The sequence below is a fragment of the Streptomyces sp. NBC_01689 genome, from assembly GCF_036250675.1.
Classification (GTDB): Bacteria; Actinomycetota; Actinomycetes; order Streptomycetales; family Streptomycetaceae; genus Streptomyces.
Map to the genome: position 1 here is coordinate 9639649 of NZ_CP109592.1, position 16238 is coordinate 9655886.

General features: G+C 75.4%; 15 protein-coding genes. 7 read left to right on the plus strand and 8 right to left on the minus strand.

Annotated elements, in window-relative coordinates:
* Positions 1-21 precede the first annotated feature (21 nt).
* A complete protein-coding gene (locus OG776_RS41275) occupies positions 22-648 on the plus strand; it encodes a dTDP-4-dehydrorhamnose 3,5-epimerase family protein (RefSeq protein WP_329318135.1) in 627 nt (208 codons plus the stop codon).
* A gap of 1109 nt (positions 649-1757) precedes the next feature.
* Here OG776_RS41275 and rfbB read toward each other — a convergent pair.
* Complete coding sequence (gene rfbB, locus OG776_RS41280) at positions 1758-2750, minus strand: dTDP-glucose 4,6-dehydratase (RefSeq protein WP_148009549.1); 993 nt, start codon at positions 2748-2750, stop codon at positions 1758-1760.
* On the minus strand, positions 2747-3814 hold the full coding sequence (locus tag OG776_RS41285; protein ID WP_329323603.1) for a glucose-1-phosphate thymidylyltransferase: 1068 nt from the start codon (positions 3812-3814) through the stop codon (positions 2747-2749). The genes rfbB and OG776_RS41285 overlap by 4 nt, the downstream gene beginning before the upstream one ends.
* A 189-nt stretch (positions 3815-4003) precedes the next feature.
* Here OG776_RS41285 and OG776_RS41290 point away from each other — a divergent pair, with 189 nt between their 5' ends.
* The gene (locus OG776_RS41290) at positions 4004-4423 is read left to right on the plus strand and encodes an ester cyclase (RefSeq protein WP_148009551.1); all 420 of its coding nucleotides are present in this window, start codon (positions 4004-4006) and stop codon (positions 4421-4423) included.
* A gap of 172 nt (positions 4424-4595) precedes the next feature.
* Here OG776_RS41290 and OG776_RS41295 read toward each other — a convergent pair whose 3' ends face one another.
* Entirely contained in the window at positions 4596-5561 is a 966-nt protein-coding gene (locus OG776_RS41295; RefSeq protein ID WP_329318132.1) for a Gfo/Idh/MocA family protein, read from the minus strand.
* Positions 5562-5587: 26 nt separating this feature from the next.
* Positions 5588-6988 (minus strand): NDP-hexose 2,3-dehydratase family protein, encoded by a 1401-nt coding sequence (locus tag OG776_RS41300; RefSeq protein ID WP_148014956.1) that lies wholly within the window; start codon positions 6986-6988, stop codon positions 5588-5590.
* Positions 6989-7252: 264 nt separating this feature from the next.
* Between OG776_RS41300 and OG776_RS41305 the strand changes: the two genes are divergently transcribed.
* Complete coding sequence (locus tag OG776_RS41305) at positions 7253-8440, plus strand: glycosyltransferase (protein ID WP_148014957.1); 1188 nt, start codon at positions 7253-7255, stop codon at positions 8438-8440.
* A gap of 654 nt (positions 8441-9094) precedes the next feature.
* Here the strand turns inward: OG776_RS41305 and OG776_RS41310 are convergent.
* The gene (locus tag OG776_RS41310; protein WP_329318129.1) at positions 9095-10840 is read right to left on the minus strand and encodes a hypothetical protein; all 1746 of its coding nucleotides are present in this window, start codon (positions 10838-10840) and stop codon (positions 9095-9097) included.
* Between the two features lie 184 nt (positions 10841-11024).
* Between OG776_RS41310 and OG776_RS41315 the strand changes: the two genes are divergently transcribed.
* Complete coding sequence (locus tag OG776_RS41315) at positions 11025-11633, plus strand: TetR/AcrR family transcriptional regulator (protein ID WP_148014848.1); 609 nt, start codon at positions 11025-11027, stop codon at positions 11631-11633.
* Positions 11634-11872: 239 nt separating this feature from the next.
* On the opposite strand, the gene OG776_RS41320 is transcribed toward OG776_RS41315, so the two are convergent.
* Positions 11873-12334: a DUF2871 domain-containing protein gene (locus tag OG776_RS41320; RefSeq protein ID WP_148014847.1), complete on the minus strand. Its 462-nt coding sequence runs from the start codon at positions 12332-12334 to the stop codon at positions 11873-11875.
* Between the two features lie 198 nt (positions 12335-12532).
* Between OG776_RS41320 and OG776_RS41325 the strand changes: the two genes are divergently transcribed.
* From OG776_RS41325 to OG776_RS41335, 3 genes are read left to right on the plus strand one after another with little or no spacing between them, the layout of a single operon-like run.
* Positions 12533-12670: a hypothetical protein gene (locus OG776_RS41325; protein ID WP_187286124.1), complete on the plus strand. Its 138-nt coding sequence runs from the start codon at positions 12533-12535 to the stop codon at positions 12668-12670.
* Positions 12667-12909 carry a hypothetical protein gene (locus OG776_RS41330; RefSeq protein ID WP_148014846.1) on the plus strand — a complete coding sequence of 81 codons (243 nt, stop codon included), beginning with the start codon at positions 12667-12669 and terminating at the stop codon, positions 12907-12909. Before OG776_RS41325 ends, OG776_RS41330 begins: the two co-directional genes overlap by 4 nt.
* Positions 12903-13436 (plus strand): hypothetical protein, encoded by a 534-nt coding sequence (locus OG776_RS41335; RefSeq protein WP_261995108.1) that lies wholly within the window; start codon positions 12903-12905, stop codon positions 13434-13436. Before OG776_RS41330 ends, OG776_RS41335 begins: the two co-directional genes overlap by 7 nt.
* A 498-nt stretch (positions 13437-13934) precedes the next feature.
* Here OG776_RS41335 and rfbD read toward each other — a convergent pair whose 3' ends face one another.
* A complete protein-coding gene (gene rfbD / locus OG776_RS41340; protein ID WP_329318125.1) occupies positions 13935-14825 on the minus strand; it encodes a dTDP-4-dehydrorhamnose reductase in 891 nt (296 codons plus the stop codon).
* 116 nt (positions 14826-14941) lie between these two features.
* Positions 14942-16228: an MFS transporter gene (locus OG776_RS41345; protein ID WP_148014850.1), complete on the minus strand. Its 1287-nt coding sequence runs from the start codon at positions 16226-16228 to the stop codon at positions 14942-14944.
* Positions 16229-16238 lie beyond the last annotated feature (10 nt).

The window sequence follows — 16238 nt, forward strand, 5'->3', positions numbered from 1 at the left end:
GTCGACCCGAACCGAGGAAGCATGGCCATTGAGGAGATGAAGGTCCGCGACGCCTTCCGGATCACGCCGTCGCAACTCCCGGACAACCGGGGCCGGTTCTTCGAGGCCTGGCGCATGGGCGAACTGACCGGAAGCAGCGGCCAGCCGTTCACCGTCCGCCAGGTCAACTTCTCGGTCTCCCACCGTGACACGCTGCGCGGCATCCACGGCACCACCCTCCCGCCCGGCCAGGCGAAACTGGTGACCTGCGTCCGCGGCGCCGCCCTGGACGTGGTGGTCGACCTGCGCGTCGGCTCCCCGACGTTCGGCATGTTCGACACCACCCTGCAGGAGGCCGGCTCCGGCATCGGCGTCTACCTCGCCGACGGCCTCGGCCACGCCTTCCTCGCCCTGACCGACGACACCTGCATGAACTATCTGTGCTCCGAGGAGTACGTGCCCGGCACCATGGTCGACATCCAGGCCCTCGACCCGGCCATCGGCATCCCCTGGCCCACCACCACGGGCCTGATCCGCTCCGAGAAGGACGCCACCGCCCCGAGCCTGTCCGAGGCCGTCGAACGCGGCCTGCTGCCCACCTACGAAGAGGCCCTCACCTCCTACGGCCCCTCCTGGCAACTCCCGCACCCCCAACACCTCACCCGCTGACCCCGCCCCGGGACGCCCGCAGCCGCCACCCCGCCCCGACACCGGGCGGAACGGCACCCCGCGCCGGCACCGGGCGGAACGGCACCGCGCGCCGGCACCGGGCGGAACGGCACCGCGCGCCGGCACCGGACCGAATGGCACCGCGCCCCGGCCCACGGCGAACGCCGCACCCGCGCACGCGGGACAGCACGCGCCCGAACCCGGCGCCCAGGAGGGCGAGTTCCTTCCCGCGCCCGCACGTCCACGGCCGGCCGGGCCCGTCACCACGGCGCCCGGGAACGCAGGAGGGGCGGGCCCACGTTCCGCCCCGCCCCGGCCACGGCCGAGCCCGTCGCGCCGACCCCCGGCACCCGGGGGAGCGGGCCCCGCGGCCCCGCACGGTGCACCACCGGGCTCGTCACCGGACGCACCGCCCAGGCGCCCGGGATGCCGAGGTGCGCGCTCACCGCGAGTCGCAGCCGTAACGGCTCACCGACAGCGGTCCGTTGGGCCCTGGCGATGGCGGGCCGCCGCCAACGGGGGAGCGGGCCCCGCGCCCCGCGCGGCGCGCCGCCGGGCTCGTCACCGGACGCACGCTCCGGCACTTGGGACGCCGATGCGCGCTCGCCGCGGGCCGCAGCCGGGGCCCCGGTTCGACGGCCCACCGTCCGGGTGCCGTTGGGCCCCGGGCGCGGTGGCCCGTCGCCAGACAACCCTGGTCCCGGCGTCCCGGCAGGCCCTGGCCCGTTCCGGCGGGCTCCTGCCCGGTCCGGCGGACCCCTCACCCGGTCCTGGTGAACCCCTGGTCCGGCCCTGGCTGCCCTCTCTCCCGACCCCGACAGGACCCGCGCCCGTTCCCGGCTGGCCCTCGGGCGGCCCGGTGTTCCGGCTCCGCCCCACGCTCTCTTGGCCCATGGTGCGGCGCGTGCTGTCGCAGGGGTGCCTCACCCGACGGGGGAGGCCGCCGGCGCCACGGCGGCCCGGACCCGGACGGTCCGGACCCGGCCCAGGCCCGGGCCGAACCCGGCTCCTGGTCCGCCGCCGCAGGCATGCCGGTGTCCCGAAGACCCGCAGGGGTTTTCGGGGCACCGGTCGGTGCGCGGCCGCGGGGCCGCCGGGGGCTCACGCGGTCACAGGGCGGCCCTGTGTTTGAGCGGTTCCCACCAGGAACGGTTGTCGCGGTACCAGGCGAAGGTCTCCGCCAGGCCCTGGGTGAAGTCCTTGCGGGGCCGGTAGCCCAGCTCGCGGGAGATCTTGCCGCAGTCCACCGAGTAGCGCAGGTCGTGGCCGAGCCGGTCGGGCACGTGCTCGACGCTGTCCCAGCCCGCTCCGGCCAGATCCAGCAGCAGCGTGGTCAGTTCCTTGTTGCTCAGTTCGGTGCCGCCGCCGATGTTGTAGACCTCGCCGGGCCGGCCGCCGGTGCGGACCAGTTCCAGGCCCTGGACGTGGTCGTCGATGTGCAGCCAGTCCCGTACGTTCAGTCCTTCCCCGTACAGCGGGACGCGGTGTCCGTCGAGGAGGTTGGTGACGAACAGCGGGATGACCTTCTCGGGGAAGTGGTGGTGGCCGTAGTTGTTGGAGCAGCGGGTCACCCGTACGTCGAGGCCGTGGGTGCGGTGGTAGGACAGGGCCACCAGGTCGGAGGAGGCCTTGGAGGCGGCGTAGGGGGAGTTGGGCCGCAGCGGGTCGCTCTCCGGCCAGGATCCCTCGGCCACGGAGCCGTAGACCTCGTCGGTGGACACGTGCAGGAAGCGGGCGCGGCCGCCGGGCCGGCGCAGCGCCGCGTCCAGGAGGGTCTGGGTGCCGAGCACGTTGGTGGTGATGAACTCGGCGGCGCCGAGGATGGAGCGGTCGACGTGGGACTCGGCGGCGAAGTGCACGATCTGCTCGTGTCCGGCGACGAGTTCGGCGACCAGGCGGGTGTCGCAGATGTCGCCCTGGACGAAGCGGAAGCCGGGGTGGCCGCGGACCGGGTCGAGGTTGGCGGGGTTGCCGGCGTAGGTGAGTTTGTCGAGGACGGTGACGTGGACGTCGCCGGGGCCGGCCGGGCCGAGCAGGGTGCGCACGTAGTGCGAGCCGATGAACCCCGCGCCGCCGGTGACGAGGATGCGTGTGGTGGTCATGAGGAAATCTGCACCTTGCTGTGGTCGCCGAGGATGAGGCGGTGGGCGGCGGGGATCCGGGGGGCGGGGGTCACCTCCACGTTGCGGCCGATGATGGAGGCCTCCACGCGGCGGGCGCCGTGCACCGAGGAGCCGTCCAGGACGATGGAGAACTCGATCTCGCTGTCGGTGATGCGGCAGTCGGGGGCGATGGAGGTGAACGGGCCGACGTAGGAGCCGGTGATCACGCTGCCGGTGCCGATGACGGCGGGGCCCACGATGCGGGAGCCGGTGACGCGGGCGCCCTCGTCGATCCGTACCCGGCCGATGATCTCGCTGGTGTCGTCGACGTCGCCCTCGATGCGGGGTTCGGCGTGTTCCAGGACGGACCGGTTGACCTCCAGCATGTCGCCGACGTTCCCGGTGTCCTTCCAGTATCCGGAGATCGTCGTGGAGCGGACGTCGCGGTCGTGGTCGATCAGCCACTGCAGCGCGTGGGTGATCTCCAGTTCGCCGCGCCAGGACGGCTTGATGGCGCGGACGGCCTCGTGCACGGCGTCGGTGAACAGGTAGACGCCGACGAGCGCGAGGTCGCTCCTGGGGTGCTCCGGTTTCTCCTCCAGGCCCACGATCCGTCCGTCGGGGCCGAATTCGGCGACCCCGAACTGCGTCGGGTCGGAGACCTGGGTGAGCAGGATCTGGGCGGCGGGCCGCTGCGCGCGGAAGGCGTCGACCAGGTCGGAGATGCCGCCCACGATGAAGTTGTCGCCGAGGTACATGACGAAGTCGTCGTCGGCGAGGAACTCGCGGGCGATGAGGACGGCGTGGGCCAGCCCGAGGGGCGCGGACTGGGGGATGTAGGTGACGGCGAGGCCGAACTTGGAGCCGTCGCCGACGGCTTGCGTGATCTCGTCGGCGGTGTCCCCGACGATGATCCCGACCTCGGTGATGCCCGCGTCCGCGATCGCTTCCAGGCCGTAGAAGAGCACCGGCTTGTTGGCCACGGGCACCAGCTGCTTGGCGGATGTGTGGGTGAGGGGGCGCAGGCGGGTTCCGGCCCCGCCGGAGAGTACGAGAGCCTTCATGAAGGTGACGCTAGGAGCGGGCACTTGAGCCGGGATCGGGGATGGGCCGGGCCCACAGGCGGCCTCCAGGGCGGCTCGAGACGCGATGGGGATCCTCGGTGGGCGGCGGCCGGCGGCGTGTGCCCGGGGTGACCCGTGGGGGCGTCCTCGCCCGCCCGTCCAGTGACGCGAGCCCAGAGAGGCACAGGCATGGCAGCCAACCACCGTGAACTCGTCCAGCGCTTCGTCGACATGATCAACAGTCATGACGTGAGCACCATGAGCGCGCACACCGCGCCCGGGCACATCGACCACAACCCGGTCGTCGAGGACGGCATCGAGGCCAACACGGCGTTCTGGGAGCAGATCTTCGCCGCGTTCCCCGACGTGAAGGTCGTCACCCACGACCTCGTCGTGGAGGGGGACCGGATCGCGGGCCGCTTCGAGTACTCCGGCACCCACCGGGGCACGTTCTTCGGGGTCGAGGCGACCGGGCGTCCGCTCAGCTTCCAGTCGATCGACTTCTGGCGGGTCGAGGACGGGCTGCTGGCCGAGCACTGGGACCAGCTGGACATGGCCGGTCTCTTCCGCCAGCTCGGCGTCGACATCCACGCCGGCCAGGAGGCGTGAGCGCATCCCTGGCGGGCGTTCCCTGCGGACGCGGGCGGCCCGGCACGCACTCGGTGCGTGCCGGGCCGCTTTCCTGCCCCCGGCCCCGCCGCGCGGTGACGGCCGCCGGTCAGGTGGCGGCCGGCCGGAGGAAGGGACCGCAAGGAGGGTGCCGGGGGAGGGGAGGGGGCGGTCAGGGGGCTGCCGGGCGGGCGGCGGCCTGTTCGACCTCGTCCACGAGCCGGGCGTGGTCCAGGACGGCCTCGGTGTGCGGGGTGAAGTCCTCGCCGTCGAGGACGGCGCGGGCGAAGACGCCCGCGATGTTGGTGAAGTGGGCGTCGGGCGCGAGGCGGATCTCCTCGACGCCGGCGCCGCGTTCGACGTGCAGGACGGGCACATGCTCGTCGGGGGTGCTGAAGGCGCGTTCCAGGCGCAGCCGTCCCCGGCTGCCCCACAGGTCGTATCCGCTGCGGTAGGCGTGCTCGACGCCGTAGGCGAGCTGGGCCGCCGCCCCGGAGGGCGCCGTCAGCAGGGCGCCGCCGGCGGGGGCGGGTCCGTGCGGGCCGGCCGCGCGGACATGGGCGCCGGCCACCCGCAGGCCGGGGCCCAGGAAGAGCCGGGCGGCGCGCAGCGGGTAGGCGGCGACCTCGGGCAGGGTGCTGGCGCGCCGATGGGTGCCGTCGCTCTCGCGGCGCAGCGGGATGCCGAACTCGGAGCCGAACAGCTGCAGTTCGCCGATCAGCCCGTCGTCGAGGAGCCGGCGGACCCGGGCGTGCTGGGAGTGGTGCAGGAACATGAAGCTCTCCATCAGCAGCAGGCCGCGCTCGCGGGCGAGACAGACCGCCTTGTCCGCGTCGGCGTACCGCAGGGCGAACGGCTTCTCGCACAGCACGTGCTTGCCGGCCGCCAGCGCCCGCAGCGTCCACTGCGCGTGCAGCTCGGGCGGCAGCGGCAGGTACACCGCGTCCACGTCCTCGCGTTCCAGCAGCCGTGCGTAGCCGGTCACCGGCGTGCCGCCGAACCGGTCGGTGAACGCGCGCGCCCTGGCGGGGGTGCGGCTGGCCACGGCGGTCACCTCGACGAGCGGCTGGCGGGCCATCGAGGGCAGCATGCGCCGCCCGGCGATGTCCGCGCAGCCCAGCACGCCGATCCGCAGCACCGGGCCCCTCGGTCCTCCCGGCCCGCTCACCGGGCGTACGTCCCGCCGCGCGCCCACGCCGCGCGCAGTCCGGTCAGCAGCGTACGGGCCTCGATGTTGAGGTAGTTGCTGTGCCGCAGCAGCGCCGACATCTGGTCGGCGGTCACCCACAGGAAGTCCTCGGGCACGTCGACGGGGAAGTCGTCGCCGACCTCCATCAGGACGTAGCGGTTGCCGGCGTGGTGGAAGCGGCCGCCCTCCTCGGACTGCACGGTGTCGTAGAGCAGGGAGCCCGGAGCGGCCCGCAGGACCAGGTCCAGGAACTGCGGCCGGCTCGGCGCGGGCAGGGTCAGCGCGCGGCCCGGCTGGCACTGCACGGTGGGGCCGAGCTCCGCGACGTCCAGCACGCCCGCCTCGGAGCGGGCGTGCGCCAGCAGGTGCGGCACACCGCCGATGCGGCGCACCAGGAACGCGGACAGGCCCTGTTCGGCCGGTGCGAGCAGCGGCTGGGTCCAGCGGGTGACCTCGCGGTTGGCGGCGGCCACGGACGCGGCGATGACGGTGAAGTGGTGGCCGCTGTCGTGGGAGATCCCGTCCTCGGTGCGCCGCCAGCGCCGGACGGCCGACAGCGGCATGCTGGTCTGCACCAGCTCCCGGTGCGCCTTGATCTCGGTGAGGCGGTTGAGGAGGTGTTCCATGGAGTGCAGCGGGGGCCCCTCGTCGGCGAAGGACGGGATCAGCGACAGCACGGTCCGGGCGTCCATGTTGACGACGTTCGACTCGTGCAGCAGCTGATGGATCTGACCGAGCGTCAGCCATACGAAGTCCTCGTGCGCGGGCACCGGGCCGAGCGCCTCCACCACCATGTTCCGGTTGCGCTTGCGCAGGAACCAGGAGCCCTGTTCGGACTGCAGGGAGTCGAACAGCACCCGTGAGGCGGTCCGCGGCGGCGCGAAGTACTCGATGTGCGTGACGGGGGCGCCGCGGTGCACACCGGTGTAGTTGCTGCGGGTGGCCTGCACGGTGGGGGACAGCTGGACGGTCTCGATGTTGCCGGGTTCCATCTTGGCCTGCATCAGGCAGTGCAGGACGCCGTCGAACTCCTTGACGACGATGCCCAGGATGCCGATCTCCGGCTGGTTGATGATGGGCTGCGACCAGGACGCGGCGTGCCCGTTCCACTCGGCGCGCACATGCAGGCCCTCGACGGAGAAGAACCGGCCGCTGTCGTGCACCAGGTTCCCGGTGGCGCCCTGGAAGCGCCAGCCGACCAGTTCGCGGAAGGGGATGCGCCGCACCTCGTAGCGGTTGGCGCGGCGCTGCTCGGCGAACCATTCGCGGAAGACCGGATTGGGTGTCACCGGGCTGTCCAGGGTCTGGGCCGACAGTGTGAAGCGCCGCCCGAGGCCGGTGAGGGCGCCCGGGGGCACCGCGTGGGTGATGGTCATCGAACATGACTCCTTCGCCGTGTCCCGTGCGACCGGGGCCGGGCCGCCGCCCCTGACGATCCGCCAGGGGGATCGGCCGTTGCTGGAGGGCGCCTCGAAACGTCCCGCACGGCGGCTGGAGCCGCCCCCGCCGCCGGGGCCGGGGGAGCGGGCCCCGGGCCCGCCCACCAGGGCCGACCTGCCGTCCAAGACTCGGGTGTTGTCAGCGCTAGAATTATTGTCAGTGGTAGACAACGGGGGTGGGCGTCCTTACGCTGAGGCGGTATGAGAATCCTCTTTGCCAGCGCGGGCAACTTCGGGCACGTGTATCCCCTGCTTCCCTTGGCGAAGGCCGCGCGCGCCGCGGGCCACGAGGTGGTGTTCGCCACCGGCGAGCAGCTCCACCCGGCCCTGCGGGCCGCCGGCCTGGAGCCGGTGGCGGCGGGCCGCTCGGTCCCCGAGGCGTTCATGGAAGCAGTGCGCGGTAGTGACTCCCTGGAGCACGAGGGCGCCGACCTGGGCGCCCAGGACGTGCCGCCCGAGGTGCTGGCGGACCTGCATGTGAAGGTGTTCGGTTCGGTGCTGCCCCGCTGGGTGGCCGCCGACCTCGCCCCCGTCCTCACCGGCCTGCGCCCCGACCTCGTCGTCTACGAGGCGATGAACCCGGGCGCCGCCTTCGCCGCCCGGCTGGCGGGCGTGCCCGCCGTCGCGCACGGCGTCGGGGTGATGGCGATGGGCGCCGAAGAGGCCCGCATCCAGGAGGAGTTGCTGGCCACCGCCGCCGACCTGGGCGTGGACGTGCCGTACGGCCGGCTGCTGGCACTGGCCGCCACCTACATCGACATCTGCCCGCCCAGCCTGCAGGACCCCGGCTTCCTGGCCGCCCCGCTGCCCCGCATCGAGCAGCGCCCCGTCGCCTACGGCGAGCCGGGCGAACTGCCGGCCGGCATCCGCGACGCGGACGGCCCGTTCGTCTACCTGACCCTGGGCACCGCGCTGGGCTCGGTCGACGTGCTGCGCACGGTCATCGACGGGCTGCTGCCGCTGCAGGTGCCGGTCCTGGTGGCGACCGGCCCCGTGGTCGCCGTCGCCGACCTGGGCGAACTGCCCGAGCGCGTGGTGGCGGTGGAGTGGGTGGCCCAGCCCGAGGCGCTGCGGCGGGCGGCCCTGGTGGTCCAGCACGGCGGCGCGGGCACCACACTCGCCGCGCTGGCGGCCGCCCTGCCCCAGCTGATCCTGCCGCAGGGCGCCGACGGCCCCGCCAACGGCACCGCCGTACGCGACGCCGGCGCCGGCGAAGTGATCTTCGCCGGTGATCTGACGGCCGACGCGGTCACCGAACAGGCCCGCCGCATCCTGGGCGACGAGAGCTACCGGGACGCGGCCCGCAAGGTCGCCGCCGAGATCGCCGCGATGCCCGACCCCGCCGAGACCGCCGCCCGCCTGCCGCAGTTCACCACCCGGCCCGCCTGACCCGCCTCGATCGCCCGAACGGCCCGAACCCCTGGGCCCGTTGGGCCCGTCCGCCTCCGGGTGCCGATCCGCCGGCCGCCCGGTCCACGGCTCCGGTGCGCGCGTGCACTCCCCCGGTACGCGCGCACCGGATGCCCCCCCGCCCGCCGCGGGGCACGGCGCCGGTGCCCTCCGGCTCCCGGCCGTACGGCGCCGGCCCGCACCGCCCGGCCCCCGGGTGCCCGTACGGCGGCGTCCGCCCGGACGGGGATGCGGGTGTCCGGCGACGTGCACGGCACGCGCCGAGCCGCCGTGCCCCCGAGGCCACCGTCGTCCGCCGTCGTCCGCCGTCGTCCGCCGTACGGCGGGTCCTCCGCCGCGCGCCGCGTCCTTTCGCGGTACGCGCGGGCGGCCGGAGCACCCCGCGGCGCCGGGCCCGCAACCCGGTGACGGGATGGCGGAGTTGGGGGGGCGCTGGGGGTGCGGGTGTCCGGTGACGTGGTACGGCGGGCGCCGGGCCGAGGTGCCGAGGTCGCCGGGAGTCGCCGTAGGGCGCGTCCCCCCGCCGCGTGTGGCGTCCTTTCGCCGTACGGTGCGGGCGGCCGGCGTGCCCGGTGGCCCCGGGCCCCGCAACCCAACTGGCCGGGCGGCGCAGTTGGGGACCGGGGGTGTGGGTCAGGGCAGGGCGAGAGGGCGGGCGGCGGGTGTGCCCGCGCGGGCGGCCGGGCTCTTCGGCAGGTCGTCGGCCGGAGCGAGTGCCAGGTCGTCGACCGGGGTGTGCGGGGGCGAGGTCACCAGTGCCGTCAGTGCGGCGCGCAGCGCGCGGGCGAGCTGTGCGGCCTGTGCCCGGGGGAGTCGCGCGGAGGCGAACTCCAGGCTCAGCAGCGGGTGTTCGTGCCAGCGCAGCACCGTCAGGGCGGCGTCCGCGGTGACGGCGCCGGAGTGTCCGTGATGGAAGCGCGCGGTCAGGGCGCCCGTCCGCAGGCTCGCGGGCAGCAACTCGTCGCGGGCCGCGAACGTCACCCGCGCCGGGGCGGGAGGGAGAGGGCCCGAGGGTGCTGCCGCACCGCGCACCGCCGCGCCGTCGTCCGGATCCGCGTACTGCAGCGCCTCGCTGAACGCGCAGGCGACACCGCGCAGGAAGTAGTCGACGCCGCCCTCCAGTTCACAGACCACCGGGGCGGTCGCCGCGCACGGCACGACGGTGCCGAGGAGTTCCGCGGTGGGCCGGCCCGGCATCTCGGCATCCACCAGCAGCCGTTCACGGCCCGTGCGCCGGCCCACGGCCAGCGCCCAGGCCGCCAGCAGCACCGTGCTGTGCGGCACGCCGGCCCGCCGGGCCGTCGCGTCGGCCGCGTCCCGCAGCCTCGTGCCGAGTCCCAGCAGCAGCCGCTCGCCACGGACGTCGCGGGCGGCCGCCGGTGCTGACCCGGGCATTCCGGCGCGGGCGGCGGCCACAGCGCGCCGCAGCCCGGCAGACTCGGTGTGGTCGGTGCGGTCGGCAGACTCGGCGTGTCGGGGGTGTTCGGGGTGCGGGGCGCGCTGGGGGTGTTCGGGGTGCGGGGCGGCTCCGGGCGGCAGCATCCGTACGGGGCCGCCCGGAGCCGCCCCGCCGCGGCCGGGTGTGTCCGGGCCGGGCCGCGGCGCACGGTCCAGCGGGCGGCGGCGCACGGCGCGGTCGTAGTCGGCGAGCAGTTCCTGCCACACCAGGGCGGCCGAGCGGCTGTCGGCCACGGCGTCGTGGTGGACGAACGACAGCAGATGGCGACCGGTGGCCAGCGGGGTCAGCGCGAAGGCCAGCGGCGGCAGGCCGGGCCGGGTGACCAGCCGCCCGGCCCGCACGGCCAGCCGCGCGTGCGCCGCCGCCACCAGGTCCTCGCCCGGGCCCCCGGCCACCGCCTCCAGCGTGACCAGCGACGGGGGGCAGACGGCGAGCACCCGCCGCACGGGCCCGCGCGTGGTGGCGGCGAACGCGGTCCGCAGGCCCTCGTGCCGAGCGCTGAGGGCGGCCAGCGCGCGGCGCAGCGCGTCCGTGTCCAGCGGGCCGGACAGTTCGGCGCTCAGGATCCGGGTCACCGCCCCGGCCCCGGCCTCCCGTTCGGCGGCCAGCGCCGCCGACTGCCCCGGCAGCAGCGCCCGTACGGCCGCTCCCCGCTCCACGCCGCCCGCGGCCCGCACCGGGGCGGGCCGCGCCCGGGCCAGTACGTCAGCGAGGGGGGCGGGACCCAGCAGCTGCGCCAGGTCCACGGCCAGGCCCAACTGCCGCTCGGCGCGCGCCTGCAGCCGTACGGCCTGTCCGAGGCCGCCGCCCAGCGTGATGAAGGGGGACCCCGCCGCCCCGGCCGGCAGGACGCGCCGGTCGCCGCCGATGACGTCCGCGGCCAGATCGAGCAGCTCCTCCAGGGGAGTCGGCGTCAGCATGGGTGGCCCTCTCTGTGGGCAGTCGTGCCCCGATGCTGGCGCCCCTGCCTCGAAGGCCGCTCGAACGCGGCCGCACGCGGGCACTCCGCCCCGCCGCACGGAGCGCCCCCGACCCCGCCGATTTCAAAGGCAGAAACCCTATCACTGACAGCTCGATTATCGCTGAAAGTGCTAAAGTCGGGCCATGACGCTCCGAGAACGACGCCTGCGCGAGCAGGCCCAGCGCCACCGCCTGATCCTCACCACGGCCCGCGAGATGGCCGAGGCCGAAGGCTGGGACTACGTCACCACGCGGCGTCTCGCGGACCGTATCGAATACAGCCAGCCCGTGCTGTACCAGCACTTCAAGAACAAGGACGCCATCGTCCACGCGGTCGCGCTGGAGGGTCTCGCCGAACTCGCGGCCGAGCTGCGCGCCGCCCGCCTGGGCACGCCGGACCCGCGCGGCGCCCTGGACGCGGTGGCCCGCGCCTACGTCGACTTCGCCGCGCGCGGACCCGTCCTCTACCAGGCCATGCTCACCCTCGACCCGGGAGACGACGGCACCCCCGAGGAGACCCCCGGCACCGGGGACGCACCGGCGCCGCTCGCGGACGTCCTCGCCGAGATCGGCCTCGCCGTCGCACCCGTCGCCGCCGGCCGCGACGGCGATCTGCTGGCCGAGGTCCTGTGGAGCGCCTGGCACGGTCTGGCCGTCCTGACCGGGGGAGGCCGGCTGCGCCCGGGCCTCACCGGCCGGCGGCTGGCCGCGCTCACCGAGGTTCTCCTCGGCCCCGCCGCCCAGCCCGCCTGACGGACGGACAGGACGGGCGGGCGGGACGGACACGCCTGACCCGACGGACGCGACCGGCACACGCCCACGGGCCCCGACCGCGGGCGCGCCCCGGCCCCGCGCGCCCCGGTCCCGCATGCCTGGTGGGCCCGGAGCCGGGCAGGCTCGCCGTCAGCCCCGCCCGGCCGTACGCCGGTCGAGGAGCGCGCCCGTTCGGGGCCTGCCGGTTCGGGGGCATTCCCGGGCCGGGGCGTGGTGGTTCAGACCGGGGTCCTGGCCGTCTCGGCCTGCTGCTCCGGCTCGGCGGGTCCGGCTCCGGCGGGCTCGTTCAGCCGCTTGCCGAGCAGTACGAACAGCAGGATGAGGCCGACCGTGAGCAGGGTGTGCCCCAGGCCCGCGGTGAGCGGGACCGCCTCGGGCACGTGGTCGCCGAGCACGGTCTCGGTGCCGTGCACGAACATCATGGCGACGGTGATCGCGATGCCCGCGTTGTAGAACCAGAAGAAGTACGTGAACAGTTTCGTCCCGGACAGCCCGAACTGCTTGTCCAGGGCGAGGACGATGAGGAACCCCATCATGCCCAGCGCGAGGAGGTGGGTGTGCATGAGCGCCAGCTGGGTGTCACCGTCGAAGTCTTTGGCTTTGGTGAACTCCCGGTAGTACAGACCGGAGATCACTCCCAGGATCATGTAGACGTGTGCCGCGTAATACGACTTCCGCATCCCCGTGCTCGCTCCCTGCTGGTCATTGCCGGTCAATTCAGGCCTTCACGGGGGCCATTGAAGCACTCCGGCGTGAGCCCTTCGCCCGTTTTCGGAGATCGTTCGAGCCCGCCTCCAGCGGGTCTCGAGGGCCTCTGCGAAGTCCCGGGCCACGCTGGGGCGTCGAGGTTCGTCCCCCGCAGAACGAGAGGCATCCGCATGAGGCACTCCCGTACGGTCGCGGCCGTCGCCGCGGTCACCGGACTGGTCCTGGCCGCCGCGGGCGCGGCGAGCGCCCAGGTCACGCCCGGGCCCGTCACCCCGCCGTCGCCGCGCGACCCGGAGGAGGCGGTATGAAGCACCCCCGCGGCGCCACGGGCGTCGCCGCCGCCGTCGCGGCCACCGGGCTCGTCCTGGCCGCCGCGGGCGCGGCACCCGCGCAGCCGCGCACCGGCCCGGAGCGCATCACCTCACGCGCACAGCTGGCCCGCGACATCGCCGGCGCGGTGGCCCGGGAACAGGCCGCCGCGAGCTCGCCGTTGTCCCCGGCGGCGCGGGGACTGAGCGTCGACGTCCCGGCCGTGCTGCCGTGCTGACGCGGGGCCCCGCCCGCCCGGACGCGGCCGCCGCCGGGCGGCAGCCCGCGCTCCCGGCCCCCGCCGGGACGGACCCCCGCGTCAGCTGGTGTCCCAGCGGTGCGGCGCACGCGCCGGAGTCGCTGGTCCTGGGCGTGCGTTCCGGCCTCGACGGAGAGGTGACCTACCTCGCCGAGGCGGTCCCGGCCGCCGCGGTGCTCGACCAGATCCCCGAGGACATCGAACCGCGCCGGATCCTGCGGTTCGCCTCGCACTGCGTCGCCGGCTGCGCCAACCGCCGGGGCGGCGACTGCACCCTGGTGGAACGGGTGGTGGCGGCCTACCCGGCGCCGGCGGGCGGTGCGGTGCCGCGCTGCCATCTGCGGGCCGGCTGCCAGTGGTGGGCGCAGGCCGGTGTCGACGGCTGCCGCCGCTGCCCGGCACTGGCCACCCGCCACCACACCGACGACGAACTGGCCTCCCTGGTCGCCGACCCGGACGTCACCCCCGAACAACTCGCCGCCTGGACCGCCGCCCGCCCGGCCTGACACCCGCCCCGGCCCGCCCACGGCCGCGGGGACACCGCGGGCGGCGGGCGGTACGACGGACACCGCCGCCCGGGACCGCGACGGGCGCCCGCGTCGGAGCCGGACCGGTGCCCGGCTCCGCCCGACCGGGACACAACACGGCCTCGCAGGAAGCGCGTTGACGACACGTGGCGGACCGGTCCGGTGCGGTCCGTACGGTGGTCGGCCCCGGCGCCGCCGCGTGGCCCCGCCACGGCCCGGGAGACCGACCAGCTTCCACGGACCACGACGCGGCTTCGCGGGCCCTGCGGGCGACACCCGCGCGCGGCGCAGGCGCGACGCGCGGCGCGGCCGGACAGTCGGACGGCCGTCCGGCGGACGTCGGGTGTGCACGCCGTCGGTCTCCCGCCCGGTCCGGTGTCTCGCCACTCTGCCCCAACACCGCTTCCTGGAAAGGGCGTTGGTGTCCGTGTCGCACCGGCGCGGCACACGGGGCGGTCGGCCGCGGTCGCGGCCTCCTCACGGTACGGGTCGGGGGACGGTGTCGCGGGAGACGAGCGCGGTGAAGGCGGGGCGGCGCAGTGCCTCGGCGAGCGACGTGCGCCAGTGGGGGAGCCCGGGCAGGCCGGCCGCGGCCCGGCGGGCGTGGCCCAGAACGCTGGACGCGGGGCGGCGCGCCGGACGGGCGAAGGCCGCCGACGTGGTCGGGCGCACCCGGTCGGGATCCAGCCCGCTGAGTTCGTACGCGGCCCGGGCCAGGCCGTACCAGGTCGTGCGGCCGGCGGCGGTGGCGTGGTAGACGCCCGGCTCGGCCCCGCCCGCGCGGCCGAGCGCGACCAGCAGCCCGGCCAGGTCGTGGGTCCAGGTGGGCTGCCCGTACTGGTCGTCGACGACGTCGACGGTGTCCCTGCGGGCGGCGAGAGCAAGGACGGTGGAGACGAAGTTCGGTCCGTGTTCGCCGTACAGCCAGGCGGTGCGCACGATGTAGCCGGTGTCCGGAAGGAGTTCGGCGACCGCGCGTTCGCCCGCCAGTTTGCTGCGGCCGTAGGCGTTGACCGGGCCGGTCGGGGCCGACTCGGGACAGGGTTCGGTGCCGGTTCCGGGCAGCACGTAGTCGCTGGAGACGTGCAGCAGCCGGGCGCCGGTGCGGCGGCAGGCGAGGGCCAGGTGACGTACGCCCGTGCCGTTGACGGCGGTCGCGGCGGCCTCGGCCCGCTCGGCGCCGTCGACGTCCGTCCAGGCGGCGCAGTTGACCACCACGTCGTGGCCGGTGACCGCGGCACGGACGGCCCGCGGATCGGTGATGTCGAGGCGGGCCCGGTCGAGCGCGGTGACCCGGCCGCCGGCCAGCCGCGCCCGCACCTCGCGGCCCAGCGCCCCGCCGCCCCCGGTGACCAGCCACCGCGTCATCCACCCCTCCTCGCGTCCACACCACCCTCCACCGGACCACACCGCACCGCACCGCACCGCCCGGCGGCACACCGCACCGCACCGCCCGGTGGCACGCTGCTGGGCGCCGGCGTGGTTCAGGTGGCGGGGAGGGGCTGGGCCGGCCGGGCGGCGGAGGGCCGGTGCGGGGCGGCGGTCAGCGAGCGCACCTGGGTGCTGCACAGCGCCGCCGCGGTCGCGCACACCACCAGCGCGGCCCCGCCCAGCAGCGCGCCGCCGGTCCCGGCGTGCGCGGCGACGGGACCCGCGGCCATCTCGCCCACCGGCAGGGCCACGAACGAGCCCAGCGCGTCGTAGGAGTACACGCGGGCCAGCCGGTCGGCGGGGATGTTCTCCTGCAGGGACACGTCCCAGGCCACCCCGAACTGTTCCAGCGCGACGCCGTTGGCGAACATCGCCGCGCCCAGCAGCAGCGCCCCGCCGCCCTGGGCCAGTACCACCAGCGGCAGCGCCTCCACCGCCACCGCCGCCACCCCCACCAGCAGCATCCGCCGGGCCCGGGACCGCGCCGCGAACACCCCGCCCAGCAGGGCCCCGGCCATCTGCGCGGCCAGCACCGCGCCCCACGCACCGCGCCCGAACGTGGCGTCGGCGACGGCCGGTCCCAGCACCTGCACACCGCCCGCGACCACGGCGTTGACGACCATGAACTGTGCCACCACGATCCACACCCAGCGGCGCGCGGTGAACTCCCGCCAGCCCGCCCGCAGTTCCCGCAGCGGGCGGGTGCGGCCCGGCGCGGGCGTGCCGGGGTCCGCGGTGCGTACGCCCAGGAAGCACCAGGCCGCCGCGCCGAACGCGGCCGCGCTGCAGGCCAGTCCCCAGCCGGCTCCCCACCCGGCGGCGACCGCGCCGCCCAGCGACACTCCCGCGATCATGCCGAGGTTGGTGCCCATCCGCATCAGCGCACCCGCCGGGCGGATCAGGCCGGCCGGCACGGTCTGCGGGGTCAGCGCGGCGGAGGCGGGCAGCGACAGTGCCGCCAGCGCGCCGTTGAGGACGCTGAGCACGGTCAGCAGCGGAAGGGAGGTGAGGCCCAGCAGCACGCTCACCGCGACCGCCGTCTGCGTCCCGCACGCGGCCAGCGCGGAGCCCCGTACGACCAGGGTGCGCCGGATGCGGTCGGCGACGACCCCGCCGGCCGGCAGCAGTGCCACGTTGGCCACCGAGCGGGCTCCGACGACCAGGCCCAGCGCGGTGGCCGAGCCGGAGGTGTCCAGGACGGCGAAGGCCAGGACGACGGGGGCCATCGCGTTGGCGCAGTACACCAGTGCCCGTCCGGCGGCCAGCCGGCGGAAGGGGCGGTGGCCGAGCGGACCGCGCGGACGCGGGGCGTGGCCGGGCGCGGCGGTGGCGGGTTCCATGGCGGGTTCT